15 protein-coding genes are annotated in these 18,867 nt (G+C 48.0%); 5 read left to right on the top strand and 10 right to left on the bottom strand.

Features of this window, described 5'->3' with window-relative positions; all coding sequences use genetic code 11:
- The first annotated feature begins 6 nt into the window (after positions 1 to 6).
- The 5 genes from ACT6NV_RS08925 (at position 7) to ACT6NV_RS08905 (ending at position 6,405) form a co-directional block, all read left to right on the top strand.
- On the top strand, positions 7 to 1,074 hold the full coding sequence (locus ACT6NV_RS08925; RefSeq protein WP_445384132.1) for a DUF1611 domain-containing protein: 1,068 nt from the start codon (positions 7 to 9) through the stop codon (positions 1,072 to 1,074).
- The gene (locus ACT6NV_RS08920) at positions 1,071 to 2,588 is read left to right on the top strand and encodes a hypothetical protein (RefSeq protein ID WP_445384131.1); all 1,518 of its coding nucleotides are present in this window, start codon (positions 1,071 to 1,073) and stop codon (positions 2,586 to 2,588) included. Before ACT6NV_RS08925 ends, ACT6NV_RS08920 begins: the two co-directional genes overlap by 4 nt.
- Complete coding sequence (locus ACT6NV_RS08915) at positions 2,572 to 3,369, top strand: creatininase family protein (RefSeq protein ID WP_445384130.1); 798 nt, start codon at positions 2,572 to 2,574, stop codon at positions 3,367 to 3,369. Before ACT6NV_RS08920 ends, ACT6NV_RS08915 begins: the two co-directional genes overlap by 17 nt.
- Before the next feature lies 1 nt (position 3,370).
- Positions 3,371 to 4,432 carry a mandelate racemase/muconate lactonizing enzyme family protein gene (locus ACT6NV_RS08910; protein ID WP_445384129.1) on the top strand — a complete coding sequence of 354 codons (1,062 nt, stop codon included), beginning with the start codon at positions 3,371 to 3,373 and terminating at the stop codon, positions 4,430 to 4,432.
- Positions 4,433 to 4,533: 101 nt separating this feature from the next.
- Positions 4,534 to 6,405 (top strand): CocE/NonD family hydrolase, encoded by a 1,872-nt coding sequence (locus tag ACT6NV_RS08905; RefSeq protein WP_445384128.1) that lies wholly within the window; start codon positions 4,534 to 4,536, stop codon positions 6,403 to 6,405.
- Positions 6,406 to 6,435: 30 nt separating this feature from the next.
- Here the strand turns inward: ACT6NV_RS08905 and ACT6NV_RS08900 are convergent, their stop codons facing one another.
- The 10 genes from ACT6NV_RS08900 to porN form a co-directional block, all read right to left on the bottom strand.
- Entirely contained in the window at positions 6,436 to 6,876 is a 441-nt protein-coding gene (locus ACT6NV_RS08900; RefSeq protein ID WP_445384127.1) for an RDD family protein, read from the bottom strand.
- Positions 6,873 to 7,349, bottom strand: a complete 477-nt coding sequence (locus ACT6NV_RS08895; protein WP_445384126.1) for a hypothetical protein — start codon at positions 7,347 to 7,349, stop codon at positions 6,873 to 6,875. The genes ACT6NV_RS08900 and ACT6NV_RS08895 overlap by 4 nt, the downstream gene beginning before the upstream one ends.
- A gap of 285 nt (positions 7,350 to 7,634) precedes the next feature.
- Positions 7,635 to 7,817 (bottom strand): CPXCG motif-containing cysteine-rich protein, encoded by a 183-nt coding sequence (locus ACT6NV_RS08890; RefSeq protein WP_445384125.1) that lies wholly within the window; start codon positions 7,815 to 7,817, stop codon positions 7,635 to 7,637.
- Position 7,818: 1 nt separating this feature from the next.
- Entirely contained in the window at positions 7,819 to 9,141 is a 1,323-nt protein-coding gene (locus tag ACT6NV_RS08885) for a TolC family protein (RefSeq protein ID WP_445384124.1), read from the bottom strand.
- A complete protein-coding gene (locus ACT6NV_RS08880; RefSeq protein ID WP_445384123.1) occupies positions 9,138 to 12,434 on the bottom strand; it encodes an efflux RND transporter permease subunit in 3,297 nt (1,098 codons plus the stop codon). Before ACT6NV_RS08880 ends, ACT6NV_RS08885 begins: the two co-directional genes overlap by 4 nt.
- 3 nt (positions 12,435 to 12,437) lie before the next feature.
- A complete protein-coding gene (locus tag ACT6NV_RS08875) occupies positions 12,438 to 13,586 on the bottom strand; it encodes an efflux RND transporter periplasmic adaptor subunit (protein WP_445384122.1) in 1,149 nt (382 codons plus the stop codon).
- A gap of 142 nt (positions 13,587 to 13,728) precedes the next feature.
- Entirely contained in the window at positions 13,729 to 14,619 is an 891-nt protein-coding gene (locus ACT6NV_RS08870; RefSeq protein ID WP_445384121.1) for a leucine-rich repeat domain-containing protein, read from the bottom strand.
- A 165-nt stretch (positions 14,620 to 14,784) separates the two neighbouring features.
- Positions 14,785 to 16,704, bottom strand: a complete 1,920-nt coding sequence (locus ACT6NV_RS08865) for an ABC-F family ATP-binding cassette domain-containing protein (protein WP_445384120.1) — start codon at positions 16,702 to 16,704, stop codon at positions 14,785 to 14,787.
- A 106-nt stretch (positions 16,705 to 16,810) separates the two neighbouring features.
- The gene (locus ACT6NV_RS08860; RefSeq protein ID WP_445384119.1) at positions 16,811 to 17,848 is read right to left on the bottom strand and encodes an NAD(P)/FAD-dependent oxidoreductase; all 1,038 of its coding nucleotides are present in this window, start codon (positions 17,846 to 17,848) and stop codon (positions 16,811 to 16,813) included.
- A gap of 103 nt (positions 17,849 to 17,951) precedes the next feature.
- Complete coding sequence (gene porN / locus ACT6NV_RS08855; protein WP_445384118.1) at positions 17,952 to 18,854, bottom strand: type IX secretion system ring protein PorN/GldN; 903 nt, start codon at positions 18,852 to 18,854, stop codon at positions 17,952 to 17,954.
- Between the last annotated feature and the right edge of the window lie 13 nt (positions 18,855 to 18,867).

The following is an 18,867-nucleotide window of genomic DNA, read 5'->3' as shown; positions in this document are numbered from 1 at the left end:
AATGTAATGGAACGAATTATAGATGGAAATGCCCTGGTTTATGCCGATGGGGCTTTTAATACCCCCAATGGAAAAACTGCACACGGCCTGGTCCGTTTTACAGAACGCTACAAGGTGCTGGGGGTGATCGACCAGCGATACGCCGGGCAGGACTCAGGCATGGTATTGGATGGAAAGGCCAATGGAATCCCGGTTTATAAAAATTTACAGCAAGCTTTGAAGGCTCATGCAGGGCTGGAAATTCCATTTTTCGTAATCGGCCTGGCCCCGGATGGTGGGAGGTTGCCGGCTGCAGCCCAGTCCGTTATTTCCGAGGCCCTGAAATTGGGGATGAATATCGACAGTGGCCTGCACGATTTCCTCTATAAAAACCCTGAATTTGTAGAGCTATCTGCAACCTACGGAGGTAAACTGAGAGACATCCGTAAAACCCCGGAGCGGGAGGATTTGCATTTTTTCAGCGGAAAAATTGAAGAAGTCAGTTGCCTGAAGGTGGCTATTCTGGGCACCGATTCTGCTGTGGGAAAGCGTACCACCGCCTGGTTGCTGGTCCACGGTTTCAGAGATGCAGGACTGAAAGCAGAACTGGTGGGTACCGGACAAACGGCCTGGTTACAGGGAGCCAAGTATTCCATGGTTATGGATAGTTGTATAAATGATTTTGTTTCAGGAGAAATTGAACATGCCGTATATGAAGCATGGAAAAATGAAAATCCCGATCTGATTGTAATTGAAGGACAGGGAAGCCTGATGAACCCGGCCTACCCAGGGGGTTTTGAAATCCTGGCCGCCGGCAGACCCGATTACGTCATTATGCAACATGCCCCCAAAAGGCTTGAATACGACGGATTTCCCGGATATCCCCTGCACCCGCTGGACGAACAGATTGCCGCTATAGAGATGATATCAGGACGCAAGGTAATAGCCATTACGGTAAACCACGAAGGAATGCAGCCGGAGGAAATTGGCCCGGCCTGCCAGGCCATTACGGCAGAAACCGGACTGCCGGCCTTTGATGTGCTGGCCCATGGTCCCGAGGGATTGAGCAACTTGGTTAAGTCCTACCTGAAATGAGCCAGCTTTCAGACTTTTTGGTTATCGACCAGCTCAGGGTCCATCAGATCGAGGTCAAACCCGGCCAGATAAAAGCCGACTATACCGTTAGGAAAGACAGCCGGCCCGAACAGCATTTTGAGCATATTTTTTCCTATAAGAAGCCTTTCTTCGACCCCCGCAAACCCGAGGATATCAACCTGGCCTGTATGGCACTCTGCCAGGTGGCCCTGAATTATGGCTTATTCTGTCGTGAAATTGTCCTGGACGGACTTTTTGATACGGCAGACCAGGAATTCCTTAAAGCCATGCTGGAAAACACCAGCAGAGAAATCATTACCAATAAGCTGCTGATAGACAATGAGTTCATCAAGGAGTCCCATAAAAACCTGCAGGTTGAAAAAAAGCAACACTATACCCAGGCCAAACTGATATTCGAGAATACAGCCTACTCCGAATACAAGATTCCCAGAGTGCAGCAACAGCCGGCCCGGGATCAGTATGCCATTCTCAGCAGCGGTGGAAAAGACAGCCTGCTCAGCTATGGGATCGCCAGAGAATTGGGGACAGCACATCCCGTTTATATCAATGAATCCGGAAGACATTGGTTTACTGCCGTAAATGCCTACCGTTATTACAAGGAAACGGAGCCGAATACTGTGAAACCCTGGACCAATTCCGACAGGGTGTTTAACTGGATGCTGAAACAATTTCCTTTTATCCGGGAGAACTATGCCCATATACGGGCGGATATTTATCCGATACGACTTTGGACCGTGGCGGTTTTCCTGTTTGGGGTACTTCCCGTGGTCAGAAAGCGCAATATAGGGAACGTCCTTATTGGGAATGAATACGATACTACAGTCAAAGGCAGTACAACCGGAATTTCACATTATAACGGCCTTTTTGACCAGAGTAAATATTTTGATAATACCCTTAGCCGGTATTACCGGAAGAAAGGATGGAACATTTATCAGTATTCCATCTTAAGAAGCCTATCCGAATTACTCATTATGAAAATACTGATCAGGCGCTACCCACAACTTCAACAACACCAGGTTTCCTGTCATGCCGCCCACGAGCAGGACGGAAAGATGAAACCCTGCGGAAATTGTGAAAAATGCAGAAGGATCATCGGGATGATGGTTGCCCTTGGCGCGAATCCGGAAAACTGCGGGTACAGCCAGGAACAAATCCGGAACGGGCTGGCACAACTGGCCTCCAAATCCGTAAAGCAAATCGGCAGCGATGCAGCACATCTGTACTATATGCTGCTCGAACAGGGGGCTATTGCGTCCAATCCCTTTACCAAAAAAGGGGCCAGGGCCCATCCTGAAATTTTAAAGCTTCGCTTTGACAAAGAGCGCAGCACCCTGCAGGACCTCCCTGTTCATATCCGGAAACCCTTGCTGCATATCCTTAAACCCTATGCGCATGAGCTCGTACAACGGGAAGGTCACCAGTGGAAAGCAGCTGCATTTACAGAGCAACAACTAGAACAAACAAAATACACGCCTTATGAAATTCAGTCCTGAACAATCGTATTTATGGGAACAAATGAAATGGCCGGAAATAGCCGAAAAACTCAAAGTGATGGATACGGCCATCCTTCCCTGTGGCGCCATAGAACAACACGGACCCCACCTGCCTGTGGATGTGGACCATTTTGACGCCTACTATATGGCCAAGGCCATTGCCGAGCGTTGTTCGGGGATCAAACCCTTCGTCCTTCCCCCCATCCCTTACGGGGTTTCTTATCACCACTCGGAATTTAAAGGGACTATCAGTGTAAGCAATAATGCCCTTGCGGCGCTGATCCACGATATTGGCATGAGCCTGGCGCATAACGGGATCAAAAAAATAGTGATCCTGAACGGGCACGGAGACAATAAACCCACCCTGACCTTTGCGGCCCAGCTCATCAACCGGGATGCCAAAATTTTTGTCTGTGTGGAAACCGGAGAGACCAGCGATATAGACCTCTATGATTTAATTGACACCCACAATGATATCCACGCAGGAGAAATAGAAACCAGTACCACCCTGGCCCTTCGCCCGGAACTGGTGGATATGGACAAGGCGGTAGATGAAACCCTGGACCTGGAAAACGAATACCTGGATTTCACCTCAGACCGGGGCGTAAGCTGGTACGCCCATACCCAAAAACTTTCCAGGTCCGGAGTTATAGGGAATGCCACCAAAGCTACTGCCGAAAAGGGGCATCAGATGTGGGAGATCTCCATTCAGAAAATGGTTGAATTTATCGAAAGCATCATGCATACTCCACTAGAGGAACTGCATCAGAACCGTTATTAACATGCGCATCCAAAGCCTGGAATACGATTTACTGGAGTTGAAACTGGCGGTGCCCTACCAGATTGCCTATGAAACCATTAGCAGCTGCGAGAATGTAATCCTCCGGCTGGTTACAGACAGTGGCCTTGTCGGCTATGGTTGTGCGGCTCCGGACTGGGAAGTGACCGGGGAAAAGGCCAGGGATATCCTGCAGCAGATAGAAGGGCCCATTACTGAGCTGCTAAAAGGTAAAGACCCCTTCCAGCAAGGAAAGTATATGCAGGCCATTCGGAATATTGAAGGTATTGGCACCTCTGCAAGGGCCATGGTTGATATGGCGCTTTACGACCTGCTGGCCCGAAAGGCGGGTTTGCCGCTTTATAAGGTTTTGGGAGGGTATCGACCTCAAATTCCCACCAGCATTACCATCGGGATTCTTCCATTGCAGGAAACCCTGGAACTGGCCCGTAAATTTATTGGTCAGGGTTTTACCATCCTGAAACTAAAGGGCGGGATCAGCCCGGAAGAAGACCTTGAAAAGGTCCACAAACTGCGGGAAACCCTTGGGAACGACTTCGCCATTCGTTTTGATGCCAATCAGGGGTATACGGCCAACGAGGCAATCGAATTTGTAAAAAAATCTAAAGGCGCCCGTATCGATATCCTGGAGCAGCCCACCCCGGTGAAGCATCCGGAGGCCATGAAGGAGGTAAGCCTGAACACTTTTATCCCGGTCATGGCTGATGAAAGCATCAAATCCCTGGATGATGCCTACCACTTTACACGGAAAGGGATGATGGATATGGTGAATATAAAATTACAGAAAGTGGGGGGCATTCTGGAGGCCTCCCATATCAACTCGGTAGCCAAAGCCGGAGGGCTGGAAGTAATGATTGGGTGCATGGATGAATCGGCACTGGGGATCTCAGCAGGATTGCATTTCGCCCTGAGCCGCCCTAATATACATTTTGCGGACCTGGACGGGCATCTGGACCTGCTCGGGGATCCATTTACAGCACTCTTTACCATTGAAAACGGAATTATGATCCCCTCGGGCCACCCCGGGCTGGGTCCGGTTAGCTGAGCTTCAGAATTAAACCCTTCCACGTCCGGGAAGCTCAAAAATTAATTAACTTATGGTCCGCTACTGAAAAAACCTATTGATCACCTAATTGAACCCCTGAAATGTATATTCGAAAATTCCTGTTACTACTTTCTCTTTGTTTTGTTATATCGGGCTTCGCCCAGGAAGAACTACTTGAAGAACTGGGCGAAATCGCCATTATTGACCAGAAAGTAATGATGCCCATGCGAGACGGGGTACGACTGGCAACTGACATTTACCGCCCTAAAGGCACCGAGGCTGTCCCTGTGGTCTTTTCCAGAACACCTTACAATTTCAATACCTGGGGTGATGGGGAAATGCGTACCCGAACGCTACAGCAGGCCCTGGACTGGGTTCGCAAAGGTTATGCCTATGTGGTACAAAATGAAAGGGGTCGCTATTTCTCAGAAGGGGAGTGGGATATCCTGGGCGTTCCCCTTACCGATGGCTACGACGCCTTCAGCTGGCTTTCCAGGCAGTCCTGGTCCAACGGGAAAATAGGGACCATTGGTTGTTCCTCAACAGCAGAATGGCAAATGGCTGTGGCCTCCCTGGATCACCCCGCACATGCAGCCTTAATTGCACAGGGTTTTGGTGCCGGGGTTGGTAAGGTTGGGCGCTTTAACGAGCAGGGAAACTGGTATCGCGGAGGCGCACACCAGATGTTGTTTACGGCCTGGCTCTACGGGGTGGAACACGACAAATTCAAACCGCGGATTCCTGCAGGGGCCAGCCAGGAAGACCTGATCCGGATCTCCCGCTTCTATGACCTGGCACCTGAGAATCCCAGGGTAGATATGAAAGAAGCCTTATCTCATTTACCACTAACCGACCTCTTACAGAACATAAAGGGAAAACGCGAAATATTCGATAAAATGATCATTCGCAAACCCAATGACCCGGCCTGGAGAACAGGAGGCCTCTACCACGAGGACATGCCCTTTAACAAGCCCGGTTTCTGGTTCGTTTCCTGGTACGATGTATCTACCGGGCCCAACCTGGAGCTTTTCAACAAGCTGCGGCAACACCCGGACCCGGCAGTTGCGGATTCGCAGTTTTTGGTCATTGCCCCCACCCTGCATTGCCGGTATACCAGGGCCACGGAAAATACGGTTGTGGGAGAACGAAACCTGGGCGATGCCCGCCTGGATTATTACAAATTGTATGACAAATGGTTTGAGGTATGGCTAAAAGGGGGTAGCCCGGATTTATTAGATGACATTCCAAGGGTGCAGTATTACACCATGGGGCTGAACCAATGGCAGACATCAACCTCCTGGCCTCCGGAAGGAACTCAAATGAAGCGATATTACCTCAGCAGCAACGGCCGGGCCAACAGCCTTTACGGAGATGGAAAGCTCATTGAAACAAAGCCAGAAAATGATCCGGCGGACACCTACGCCTATGATCCGGAAAACCCGGTTTATTCCTATGGCGGAAATGTTTGCTGCACAGGAAATGCAGTAGAAGGCGGGGCCTTTGACCAGCGAAAGATGGAAGCCCGGAACGACATTCTGGTTTATACCTCTCAGCCCCTGGAAGAAGACACAGAGGTCAGTGGATTTATAGAGGCAACGCTCTTCGTTTCCTCAGACGCAAGGGACACAGACTTTAGCATTAAACTTATTGATGTGTATCCGGACGGGACGGCATACAACCTGGATGAAACCATCCAACGTGCACGTTATAGGAATGGCTACGACAAAGAACAATTTATGAAGGCCGGGGAAGTATACAAAATAGAGATGAGCCCGATGTCTACCAGTAATTATTTCAAAAAGGGCCACAGGATCCGAATCGAAATTTCCAGCAGTAATTTCCCTCGTTTTGCGAGGAACCTCAATACTGGCGGGAATAATTATGACGAAACCGAAGGAGTTATTGCCATCAATAATATCCACCATTCCGCGAAATATCCCTCGGAGATCAGGATTCCAATTGTTCAAAAATAGGGGCCCGAAACGGGCCCCATGAGAACTAAACTAATTAAACAAATGGTTTTTTACTGGCTTGCCTTGCGGGAAGACACCTGTCTTGAGATAAGCATCGTGTAAACTGAATTCCCCTTCCCCAAAAAGGTATAACAAAGCTGAAACCGGGAATATTATCAGACTGACCAGTTTGAGTAGCGTCCGATTTACAGCCCGTTTTCGTTCCAGTTTTTGTCTGCTGATATCCAGTGTCTGTAGCCGTAGTATTTCCTTTCCCGGAGAGTCTCCGGAATTCGTAAAATCAAACAAGAGAAAATAGACCAGAAAAGTCCCGTAATACAGCAAGGTGTCCGGTTCAAACCCCCAACCGTACAGCTGGGTTGTTGATAGCCACTCCTTTGGGATAAAATTGAAAATGAGGGTATAGGCCAGGCTTATTAATATCAAATCAATAAGTAGTGCCCCTATACGATTCATTTTAGCTGTTTTCATTTGGTTGAGAGTTTCGGGTTGTTACGGATGTACACCCTGTATTCAAGGTCTACTAGTCGCTTCGTTTTCGCATCTAATGCATAAGTACCCGGGTTAATTTGGATATCATACTGATTAAATTTAATAAAACTGGAGGATACTATAGTTATTTCGTTGATTTTTTGTAAGTTTTTTCCTCCAATGAAATAATCTATCACCTCAAGTACAGCCGGGGAATTACAAACCAGATTGACGCAGCAATTGAGTACAGTAAAACGCACTTCTCCTAAAAAAGGGACTTTAGCCTTAACATCGAACTCCTTGCATCCATTTACAGGCCAGCCTTTGGCAGTTAGCCCATCCTCTTCGCCAAGGAGGAACGAGAGATCCCGGGTTACAAAATAATCGGGAGTTACTTCTTCTGTAGATTCCTGACTACAGGAACCCAGGAACAACGCAATCAACCCCAGAACGGGGATCCATAAATTTTTCATAATACAGCTTTTAAGATTAGATAATGGGAAATATGCGTCCAGTGCAGATATCGGTACTGAAAGTTGTGACAGAATTGCCTGTATCCGCCTTAGATGAGTATTTCCTGTTTGCCAATCTTCCCGGCCGGGATTCCAATTGACAGCAGCGAAACTAACTTCCCGGGCTGCAGAATGCATTCATCCTGAACAAACACCTGGTAAATTGCAGCGGAATTACTATTAAAAAGTATAGTGGGTAAGGTCTTCCGGAATTCAGGAATGACTCTCATCCCTAATAAAAACGGTCTATTGCCCGAGTTCATTAACCTCAAAAGAAATTACCTGACCCGGTTCGCAGACCATCTGGAATTCCATAGGATTGCAGCAGATTTCGCAATCTTCCACATAGCTTTGCCTGCTAATGGAGGTATCTATAAGTACTGAGACTTCCTCCCAGCAATACGGACATTGGAAAAAATGTTCAACCATCTCAGAAGTCCTCGTTGAGGAGCTGCCCGCTTACCTGCAGCAATTGTAATTCGGCGAGCTTGGCATTGTATTTTGCCTGGCTTTTGGCAAGTTCTGCATTCAGCAGATTTAATTGTGCCTGCCGGAATTCTATGGAGGTAATCTGCCCCAGTTGATAGCGCTCCTGAGACCTGTTGAAGTTATCCTGATTGGTCTGCAGGTTCTTTTCCTGTACTTCGAGTACAAAGAGCGCATTCTGATAACTGTCCCAGGCATTTTCAATATCCCGGGCTACTTCCAGTTCCGTTTGCGTTTTCAGGAGCTTTTGGTTTTCGAAATCTATACGTGCGTTTTTCCCGTTGGTAAGGGTAGTGCCCCCGTCGAATAGGTTCCAGCTTATATTGACGCCAGCAGAAATCCCGGTACTTGTATTTTGCAGCACGAATGCCAGCGGGCTGTTGTTATTGGATTCGTTCCAGCCGTAAGAGCCCGTTAAGCCCACTGTAGGCAGGTAACCGCTTCGGTTGGCCTTCAGGGAGTACTCCGAGATCTTAATATCCTTTTCTGCCAGTAACATCCTCACATTGTTCTGTTTGGCCTGATCCCGGATTTCTTCCATCTTAAGGGAAGGCACAAACTGAACTGTGGTATCGGCAGCAAATGATTCACTCAGGTCCCTGTTTAGAATAAGGTTCAGGTCTCTCTTGGTATTCCGCAGCAACTGTTCGGCATTCAGGAGGTTTACGCTATCGGTGTTAACATCTACTTCGGCATTTAGGACATCCAGGCCGGTATTTTGCCCGTATTCAAATTGATATTCTGCCCGCTGCAGCCTGCGTTGTGAAATGGTCAGTGCCTCCCTGAGGTTTAAAGCGTTCTCCTCCAGCCGGGCCACTTCGTAATAGACCGAAAACAACTGTAAAAGGGTTGTTTCAATCGTTTGCCTGACCTCCAGTTCGGACTGTGCAGAGCGCTCCTTAAAACGCTTATAATCATAGTACCGCCCCAGTCCGTCGAACAAGACATAATTGAGGTTTACAGAGGCGTTATACCTGCGGGTTTCAGCTCCGTCTGCCGTCCTGATATCTCCGTTGGCCAATTCCCCTTCTGTGGTTTGGCGGTCAAAGGTTCCTCCCCCGGTGGCAGTAACCGTAGGCAGATATCCCGAATTCAGTACGCCGGCATTGTTCTGGTCTATTTTCCTGAGGTTTTCGGAAACCCGGATTCCCAGGTTATTTTCAAGGGTAATTGAAATCGCTTCCTGTTTCGTCAGAACAGACTCCTGGGCAGCGATGCTTACCGGCAACCCAATTGCAGCGATCAATAGCACGTAAAAATGTTTCATTTGGAATGCGCTTCTATAACGTTGGACTCTTCTGCTTCCCCGGTTTTGTCATTTCCAGTACCAACTGCGGCACCATTGGTTTCGGCCAGTTTATCCTGCAGATCCTCCTGTGTCTTCATCTCTTTGATAACTCTTTCCACAGATTCCCTGTCTACAGATTCCCCTGTCCGCAGCCACTTCATTTTGGCTTTGGTATCATTCACAAGGGATAAGAACAGTGGCAGAAGCAAAAGGGTAAGAATAGTGGCAATACCTATCCCATAAGAAATGGAAATAGCCATGGGTTTGAGGAATTGAGCCTGCCGGCTTTTCTCAAGCAACAAGGGAGCCAACCCGGCAATAGTTGTCAGAGAGGTCAGGAAAATAGCCCTGAATCGGGACCGGCCTGCTTCAAACAGGGCGTCGTCAAATTTCATCCCCTCCCTTAAATAAGAATTGAATTTCCCGATAAGCACCAGGCCATCGTTCACCATAATTCCAATGAGTGCAATAATCCCCAAAGCGGAAAGCACGTTTATAGGGAAGCCATGGATTACATGCCCCCAGGCCACCCCGATAATACTAAATGGGATTAGTGACAAAAGGATTACCGGCTGGCTGTAGGTCCTGAAGGTAAAGGCTATAACCGCAAAAATGAGAAACAGTATTACCGGGAAAACCTTATTTGCCGAACTGGATAATTTCTGAGCCTCCCGGTTTTGCCCCTCATAAGAAACGCTCAGGCCCGGGTAACGGGACTGTAGTTCCGGCATAAAATTTTGCTGTATATCCAGCAGGATTTCCGTGGCGCTTTCATTGGGGTCCTCCATATCGGCCTCAATCCGGATTTCGCGCTTTCCGTCCAGGTGGCTGATAGATTCGTCACCCCTGGCTATAGAATAGCCGGCAATTTCAGAAAAAGGTACCCGCTGGCCCGAAGGGGTCAAAATACGCATGTCGTCAAGGTCATTGATGGAAGAACGGTTGGCCTTGTCGTAACGGACCCAAACCCTTATTTCATCCTGTCCGCGCTGAAAGCGCTGTGCCTGGGCCCCGAAAAATCCGGCACGTACCTGACTCATTACCCCCTGCAGGTTTAATCCCAGGGCATACGCATTGTTTTTTAATTCTATGCTGATTTCTTTAATCCCCTCCGGATCTGTATCCGTAACATCTGTTAGCTTCGGATTGTTTTCCAGGTAAGCTCGCAGTTCATCCTTGGCGGACTCCAACTGTTCGTTGTTATTGCTCAAGAGGGCAACTGAAACCGGGCTTCCCCCAAAGTTCCCCCCGGATCCGAAAGTAAGCCGTTCCACCCCATATACTTCTCCAACTGCTTCACGAATGGCATTGGTGATCACTGGGCTTGGAAAATCGCGCTCCTCTCCGGGCAGAAGGTTTACACGGATTGAAGCCTTGTTATTTCCGGGACCTACCCTTTTGATAACATTTTCGACAACCTGCTTATTCCCGGTTTGTTTTTTGGTAAAATCCTCATTGACTTTCCAGGCAGCTTCCTCTACCCTTGTTATCACATCGTAGGTGATCTGTGGGTTGGTTCCTTCGGGCATGAGCAGGTCAATACTGACCTGATCGCTGGCAATACTCGGGAAAATGGTCACCCTGATGATCCCCGCCGAAATAGAGGCAAAGGTGACAATCAGTAAACCGAGGAAAACAGAGAAACTCATAAAGCGGTGTCCCAGCACAAAGCGCAGCGCCGGGGCATACAGGGTATCCCGGCAAAAAGACATAAAACGGTCACCCACCCGGTTAAAAAAGCGCAGTCTCAGGAAAATTCGCTCCATGAAGTTTTTCTTACGGGCTTTTTCTTCCTCAGTTTCCTGCACCAGTGCCTTGGAATGGGCAATGTGGGCCGGAAGGATAATCAGTGCTTCTATCAGGGATACCGAAAGGGTCAGTATTACCACCGTGGAAACTTCCCCGAAAAACTCCCCTATCCGGCTATCGAGGAACAGGAAGGTGGAGAATGCCAGAACAGTTGTGATGATGGCGGAAATAATTGGTGGGATCACCTCCATGGTGCCATCAATGGCGGCTTGAATAGGAGGTTTCCCTTTTTCGTAATGCTGGTAAATATTTTCTGAAATAACGATCCCGTCATCCACGAGGATACCAATTACGATAATCATCCCGAAAAGGGAGAGGATATTGATGGTAACCCCTAAGCTCCCGGCGAATATGAACATCCCCAGGAAGGAAATCGGCAAGCCAAAGGCTACCCAGAATGCCAGACGGGTATTGAGGAAAAAGGACAGGAAAATAAGGACCAGCAAGATCCCTACAGCACCGTTTTCGATCAACAGGGCGGTTCGCTGTTTAAGAGTCACTGAGCGGTCAGAGACCACATCCAGGTGCACGTTATTATTGGTGGCGTTGAAATTCTCAATGTATTCATTGATCTTGTCTGCCGTGGGGATAAGGTCTTCATTATTGGTATTGCTGACCTCGATGTTCACAGCCAGGTTCCCGTTAAAATAACTGGAGTTCGGGGTTTCTGAAAAACGATCGCGGATCTCAGCCACGTCACTCAGGCGAATGATATTGCCTGAAAGATCGGACCGCACTACCAGGTTGTTGAGTTCGTCTCCGTAATAAGAGCGATTGTTGGCCCGGATCAGGTAATCTTCTTCTTCGGTCTTTATATCTCCCCCTGTAGTCAGAATATTGGCGCTGGCAACGGCCTGGGCCACTTCCTGAAAGGTCATGTTATAGGCCAGCAGATCGCTTTCGCGAACGGCAATTTCAATTTCTTCTTCGGGATAACCCGATATTTCTATCTGCGAAACCCCATCCATGGCGCGGAGGTCGTACTCTATCTGCCTTGCGATTTGCTTGAGTGACCCCAGGGAGATGCCCTCGCCACTTACTGCAAAACTGATGGTCGACCGGATGGCCTCCTGTTTGGCCACCACCAAAGGCTCCATTCCTCCGGGGAAATTGGGAACCCGGTCCACCGCATTTTTTACCTCCGTCAGGATCACATCGATGTCTTCATCCTGATCTATTTCCACTGTGATACTCCCTCCGTTTTCACGGGAAACCGAAGTAACACGGTCAATCCCAACAAGGCCTTTCAGGTTGTCTTCTATTTTAAGCACTACCCCTTCTTCAATTTCAGCAGGGGCTGCTCCCGGATAGTTGATGCTGATGGAAATAATCTGGGAATCAATCAGTGGGAAAAAGGACGAACGCATCCTCAGGGCCCCGATAATCCCAAAAACCACGAAAGCCAGGATTACGACGTTTACAGCTACGTCAAATTTTATAAAATAACTGATGATCTTTTTCATGGCTTACTGAATCTGTTTGGCCTGTGCCGTTTCGGACGGGGTTTCCGCTCCATAGACCTTTACAAGCATCCCCGGATAAGCGCCGGGAACCGAACGGGACAGGTAGATGGTTCCTTCAGGAATTCCTTTCAGGATAGCTGTCTGATCTGTAAAATAGATAGGATTAACGGGGATGACATCCAAAATACTATCTTTCAGGATGAATAGCTCCCCCTGTTCTGTAATGAGCTTTCTGGGAATCTCTATGGCATCCTCTTCTTCCTTTCCTTCAATAGTAGCCTCCAGATACATACCTTCTTTTAATGAAGGGTCCGAAACATCTATAAAAACAGAAACCGTTTGAGATTGCTGGTTTACGGCTGCGTTAATGCGCGAAACAGTGCCTTGGTATTCCCGGTTGCCTTCCAGGGTGGTCAGTGCAACTTTCTTACCCAACTTCAGAAAATCGCTGTAACTCTTGCTAACGGCAACCTCCAGTTCGTATACCGAAGGGTTGATGAATTCTCCCAGCGATTGCCCGGGCCGAACAAGGGTTCCCTCCGTAACCTGCGCCTGAGTAAGCACTCCGTTGTATGGCGCCCGAAGGATATATTTGTTTAATCGCTGCTCTAAATTCTTGACATTGTAATACGTTGTGACAATGTTACGCCCGTTTATAAAATACCGCTCTTTTTCAGTGGTCATTTCCGGAAGCGGGGGCGTTGTACTGGTAATATCGAAACTGTTCAGATAGGCCTGCCATTTGGGATAGATTTCGGGATAATCCAGCCGTAAATCCGGTAATGTGGATGTAATGAGGTTAAACAAATTGCTTTTGGCACTTTGCACACTCGCCCGGTATTCGGAGGCGTCAATTCTGAGGAGCACCTCCCCTTTTCTGAAAGGCTGACCCGCTTTAAAAGGGCGCGCACTAGTGCGGAGAACCCCCTGTACTTCAGCAAAGAGGGACACTCTTTCCTTGGCGATGAGATTTCCGTTCGATTTTACCCTGACGGGAACCGAACTGAGCCGTACCGTATCTACAAAAACGGTCTTTATTTGTTTGGGTGGGGTGGGTCGTTTCTGATCTTCACGATTTACAAGCAGGTATGATATCCAGCCTGCCAGCATCAGGACAAGGACTCCAAGTACGTACAATAAAATTTTTCTCATTTGCGCGTTGGTTAAAATAGGTCGCAAATGCAAAATTATTATAAGTTTCCGCCAAGCCCGTTAAATAAATCATAAATGAGGTTAAACAAAATGGGGTGCCCGAGGCACCCCAAAACAGCTACGTATCAACCTAAAAAGCTAACTAATCATTCTCGTTGTCGTCTTCAAACTTTGTATCAGCCATACGGGTCCTCGAGAAATTGAGGTCCCTGAAATCAATTTCGGACTTTTCCACATCGTAATCAAAAACCAGGAGCTGCCGGGTGTTTAACCTGCCCAGGTTACGGTACTCCTCAAAATTATTGTGCTGTATCTGCAGTACTTCCAAATTGGCCAGTTGCCCGAAACTCTCAGGGATAGCCCCTCCTAACTGGTTATTGGCCAGCACGAGTTCTTTCAGGGCAGTAAGGTTCCCGATTGTCTCCGGAATATCTCCAAATAGCTGGTTTTCAAAAAGACCCAGGCTTTGAAGCTGGCTTAACGAACCAACGCTTTCGGGGATTCGCCCGATTAGATTATTACTGGAGAGGTTCAGAATTTTCAATTGCTCCAAGTAGCCTATTTCTGCAGGAATCCTTCCGGATAAGAAGTTATTAAAGGCGGAAAACTCCTGAAGATGGGACAATTGCCCAATGGACTGGGGCAGGCTGCCTTTTAAGCGGTTCATTTCAATTTTCAGTACCTGTAGTTCTGTGAGGTTAAACAGGGATTCAGGCAAATCCCCTGTAAGATTGTTAAATGCCAGGTTCAGGCGCTCCAGTTTATCCAGCTGTCCAAGGCTTTCAGGAATAGGACCCATCAGATTATTATGGAAGAGTTCCAGACCTACCACGCGGTTATCGCGTACTGATACCCCATACCACTGTGAAACCGGTTGCTTCAGATCCCATTTGCGTACCCAGTGTGTTCCATTGGTGACCTCATATAATTCCAGAAGGATTTCCTTGTCCTTTTTTAAAGACTGGGCCGGGAGAGCAAACAGGCAGAATAAACAAAAAATCAGAATTGGATTACAGCGCATTTTCTTATCCATTTAAGAATACTTACCTCTTATATAACATTTTATCCTATAATGAAATAGGGAATTTACCTACAAGTATACGTATTATAGAGGATTAAAAGCAGCTATTATCGATGAACAGCAGTCATTTTGTTGTGTAGACTACAATTTTTGTGGTTTGTATTTTCGAAATCCCGTTTATTCAAGTGATTCCAGCTGGGAAGACACCTCTTCCCACTGCTCCATCAGGCTCTCCAGCTCGTCTTTTCGGGCCTGGTAAGCATCAAAAAAACCGGGGGCCGCTATGGTCTGGTCGTACTCCATCAGCAGCTGATGGTCAATATCAGCCAAATCCTTTTCCTGTTGCTGTATTTTCGACTCCAGATTACTCAATCGGTTTTTGAGGGATTTTCGTTTTTTTTGAGCTTTGTAATCGCTGTCTCCCTGCTTTTCAGATTTGGAAGCAGATTTGGGATCGGTTTCATCCCGTTTTTCTATAGCTCGGAAGTTATCCACTTTCCGCTGTTCGAGATAGAAGTTGATATCCCCCAGAAACGGTTTGATCTGCCGGTTGCGGAACTCGTAAACCGTATTGGTCAACCCCTGCAGAAAATCCCGGTCGTGCGAAACCAGAATTAGGGTACCCTCAAATTTCTGAAGCGCTTCCTTCAGCACTTTTTTGGAAGGGATATCCAGGTGGTTGGTCGGTTCATCCATTACCAGCACATTAAAGGGCTGTAGCAACATTTTTGCCAGGGCCAGGCGGTTCCGCTCCCCTCCGGACAAAACTTTTACGTATTTGTCTACCTCCTCCCCTCTGAAAAGAAAGGCTCCCAGGATATCGCGAACTTTTGGCCGGTTTGTTTCGTTGGCTGCATCCAGCATGGTATCCAGGACGGTTTTGGAGCCATCCAGGTATTCCGCCTGGTTTTGCGCAAAATACCCGATCTGCACATTGTGCCCAAGCTGGCAGTTCCCCGTATGGGACAATTCCCCTACCAGGATTCGCGCCAGGGTGGTTTTTCCCTGCCCGTTCTGCCCTACAAAGGCAATTTTGCTCCCACGCTCTATCAATAGATCTATTCCCTGCAGCACCTTCTTTTCACCATAAGACTTACCAAGGTCTTTTAGCTCGGCTATCACTTTCCCGGGTTGCACAGAAACCGGAAAACGGAGGTTCATGGTTCGGGTATCCTCCACATCTACCTCAATGCGTTCCATCTTGTCCAGCTTCTTAATCAATGACTGGGCCATGGATGCCTTGGATGATTTTGCCCGGAATCGCTCGATCAGCCTTTCGGCCTGTTGTATCTCCCGCTCCTGGTTCTTCTGCGCGCTAAGCTGTTGCTGGCGGATTTCTTCCCTTAATTCCAAAAAGGCAGAATAGGGCTTGGGATAATCGTAAATCCTGCCAAGCGAAATTTCAATAGTACGGTTGGTTACCTGGTTCAGAAACATTTTATCATGGGAGACCAGGACTACCGCCCCGCTAAATTGATTCAGAAAGTCCTCCAGCCAGAGAATGGATTCGATATCCAAATGGTTGGTAGGCTCATCCAGCAACAGAAGGTCATTGTTTTGCAGCAGTAGTTTGGCCAGTTCAATCCGCATGCGCCAGCCGCCTGAAAAGGTTTCCGTCTGTTTTTCAAAATCTTCCCGCTGAAAGCCCAACCCCAGCAATATTTTTTCAGTCTCCCCCTGATATTGATACCCGCCTATAAGCTCAAAACGGTGGGTGAGTTCACTTAAGGAAACCATCAGGTCGTGATAGCCTTCACTTTCATAGTCTTCCCGTTCAGCCAGTTCCCCGTTCACTTTTTCAAGTTCCTCTTCCAGCTTGCGGATTTCCGTAAAGGCGGAATAGGCCTCCTCCAGAACGGTATGGCCTGTCTCAAATTCGAGATCCTGTTTCAGAAAACCAACTGACTTTCCCTTTTCCCTGGAAATGGTACCTGAACTGGGTTCAGACTCTGCTGCCAGGAGTTTTAGCAGGGTAGATTTACCAGCCCCGTTTTTCCCGATCAAGCCAACCCGGTCGCCCGGATTCAGCCTGAATGAAATTTCTTCAAAAAGGTCTTCCCCTCCAAAAGCTACCGATACCTTGTGAACATCTAACATTTACTGGTTTTATTAACAGTGTCTTATCCGCGCTGCAAAAATCAGAAAAATTAAGTGGAAAATAAACCGCATCCTTAAATTATGATTCTGGGAATTTCGCGTAACGCTACTTAAAGCGGCTGAGATCCATCTCCGGAGGCAGGTTGCTGCCCTTGTGTATCAGATCGAAAAGCGCCTGTGATGCATAGGGAGCCAGGAGCACTCCCCGGGAACCAAAACCATTTAAGGTGTATAAATTATTGTATTCGGGATGCCGTCCCACCAGTGGCCTCCGGTCCGGGAGAGTTGGCCGGATCCCGGCGGTCTGCTCCACGATCTTGTAATCACAATAAATTAACTTATCCAGTTTTAGGAGCAACTCTTCACGGGCTGCCTTGCTAGGTTCCGGGTTTTGGTCTTTCCAGTTGTAGGTGGCTCCAAACTGATAGTGGTCATCCCCCAGAGGGAGCAGGAACATGCCCGCCTTGATTGCCGCGGCCTCTTTTAAATCCGGAGCTTCAATAATCAGGTACTCCCCTTTGGTTCCCTGCAGCGGAAGATAGCTGAAGTAGGGGTTCTGCCGCATCCCGAAGCCTTCACAGAAAACGATATGCCTCGCCTTAATATCCTTGTATAAGAGGGTATCCCCGTTTATCTGCAGCTGCTTATGATCAAACCGCTCCTCCCTGAGGCGTGCGCTGTCTTTCATCAATTTCCTGAAGGCCTTCAAAAAAGCAGTAGTATGCAAGCGCCCGCACCCCAGCAATTCACCAAAACCAAAGGGGGCATCTATCTGCGGATTCCTATTTGGCAGGCATTTGGGGTTCAGGAATTCGGACAACCCCGGCTGGTCGCTGGCCGTTACCCAGTTATTTTGTTCTTCCACTGAAGCCAGGCGGCGAAATATTCTGAGCTCTTCAAGGAGTTGCTGCCCGAGGATCGCCTCATATTTTCTGTAACAGGGAAGGGACGTCTGCATGAGCATCTGCCCCTGCCAGGTCATGTTGAAGCGTTTCAGGACCACAGGGTTGTACAGGCCTGCAGCAACATTGGAGGCCTGCTGAGAACCGTTTTCAAAAACGATTACTTCAGCCCCTTCCTCCAGCATTTTAAGGGCAAAAGCGGAGCCCGCCAAACCCGAACCGACAACAATTGTATCAAGCATGCCGCAAAGGTAGGTAACAATCCGTGGAAAACAGCCATAATAAAAGGGCCCGGACAGTAATGCCCGGGCCCTTTTGTACTAAAGAATTGGAAACTGCAGGTCCTTAATAGGCCCACATATCTTGTTCGCGATCCCGGATAGACTCCTTGATCCGCTTGGCTTCCAGTAACTGGAAGAGTGCATTATCTGCGATGTAATCTTTGATCTCACGATCTCCGTGAACATTTTCCTCTTTATAGATCACCGCATTGAAACGCCTGGCATTCAACAACATGTCAAAGGATATCGGCTGGGCCGAATTACGCTGGTTGAAAACCTTGGCTTCATGCAGGATATTCCTGGCGCTCGGGAACCAAACCCAGAAGAGTTCTACTTTGGCATCCTCAAAGGACATGGTCTCATCATCGATAAAGTTTACATCCGGGGCCACAGGAGCGATCCCTAGTAAACGATACTTCAATTCTCCCTGCCGCTTGTCGAAATACCAGATTCCTTTAATGTGATATTCCTCGATATCCGCAGCGGTCAGTTCCCTCTGGTTTATAAATTCCGGGGAAATTTCCTCGCCTGCGTTGTATTGCTCATATCCAAGGTCGGTGGTATCCACCTTCTTGAGCGCATCTCTCAGGTCGTCCAGCGTCCTTTTTTCAGTAAAGTAACTGTCCGCATAAACGTCTGTAAGATTGCCATTCCGCATATTCTTGATCAGTACGTCGTAAAGCGATCTGCGGTTTGCACTGATGTCTACGGTATCAATCGGGTAATAGAGGGGGAAATTCACCCGCTCGTCAAGGTCTATGACCTCCCAGATTGTTGTAGACCACAGTATATCGCGATCATCCACATAGCCGTAGTCCAGTGGCACATCATTGTCAATGGCCTTCTGGTCTTCCGTTCGCTCTCCAATTTGCTCCGGCTTTTTTGCGTTCAGGATATTAGCCTGTGACAGACCGGTAAAAGGCAGCATTCCTACGAAGCCGACTACTAAAACATTTTTCCAATTCATTGTATTAATTTAT

The sequence above is a fragment of the Robiginitalea insularis genome, from assembly GCF_052497835.1.
Note: the sequence above shows the minus strand (reverse complement) of the source record. Positions and strands in the feature narration are given on the sequence as shown.

Coding starts and splice junctions, on each gene's coding strand:
- ACT6NV_RS08925 (WP_445384132.1), top strand. CDS start 7: ATGGAACGAATTATAGATGGAAATGCCCTGGTTTATGCCGATGGGGCT.
- ACT6NV_RS08920 (WP_445384131.1), top strand. CDS start 1,071: ATGAGCCAGCTTTCAGACTTTTTGGTTATCGACCAGCTCAGGGTCCAT.
- ACT6NV_RS08915 (WP_445384130.1), top strand. CDS start 2,572: ATGAAATTCAGTCCTGAACAATCGTATTTATGGGAACAAATGAAATGG.
- ACT6NV_RS08910 (WP_445384129.1), top strand. CDS start 3,371: ATGCGCATCCAAAGCCTGGAATACGATTTACTGGAGTTGAAACTGGCG.
- ACT6NV_RS08905 (WP_445384128.1), top strand. CDS start 4,534: ATGTATATTCGAAAATTCCTGTTACTACTTTCTCTTTGTTTTGTTATA.
- ACT6NV_RS08900 (WP_445384127.1), bottom strand. CDS start 6,876: ATGAAAACAGCTAAAATGAATCGTATAGGGGCACTACTTATTGATTTG.
- ACT6NV_RS08895 (WP_445384126.1), bottom strand. CDS start 7,349: ATGAAAAATTTATGGATCCCCGTTCTGGGGTTGATTGCGTTGTTCCTG.
- ACT6NV_RS08890 (WP_445384125.1), bottom strand. CDS start 7,817: ATGGTTGAACATTTTTTCCAATGTCCGTATTGCTGGGAGGAAGTCTCA.
- ACT6NV_RS08885 (WP_445384124.1), bottom strand. CDS start 9,141: ATGAAACATTTTTACGTGCTATTGATCGCTGCAATTGGGTTGCCGGTA.
- ACT6NV_RS08880 (WP_445384123.1), bottom strand. CDS start 12,434: ATGAAAAAGATCATCAGTTATTTTATAAAATTTGACGTAGCTGTAAAC.
- ACT6NV_RS08875 (WP_445384122.1), bottom strand. CDS start 13,586: ATGAGAAAAATTTTATTGTACGTACTTGGAGTCCTTGTCCTGATGCTG.
- ACT6NV_RS08870 (WP_445384121.1), bottom strand. CDS start 14,619: ATGGATAAGAAAATGCGCTGTAATCCAATTCTGATTTTTTGTTTATTC.
- ACT6NV_RS08865 (WP_445384120.1), bottom strand. CDS start 16,704: ATGTTAGATGTTCACAAGGTATCGGTAGCTTTTGGAGGGGAAGACCTT.
- ACT6NV_RS08860 (WP_445384119.1), bottom strand. CDS start 17,848: ATGCTTGATACAATTGTTGTCGGTTCGGGTTTGGCGGGCTCCGCTTTT.
- porN (WP_445384118.1), bottom strand. CDS start 18,854: ATGAATTGGAAAAATGTTTTAGTAGTCGGCTTCGTAGGAATGCTGCCT.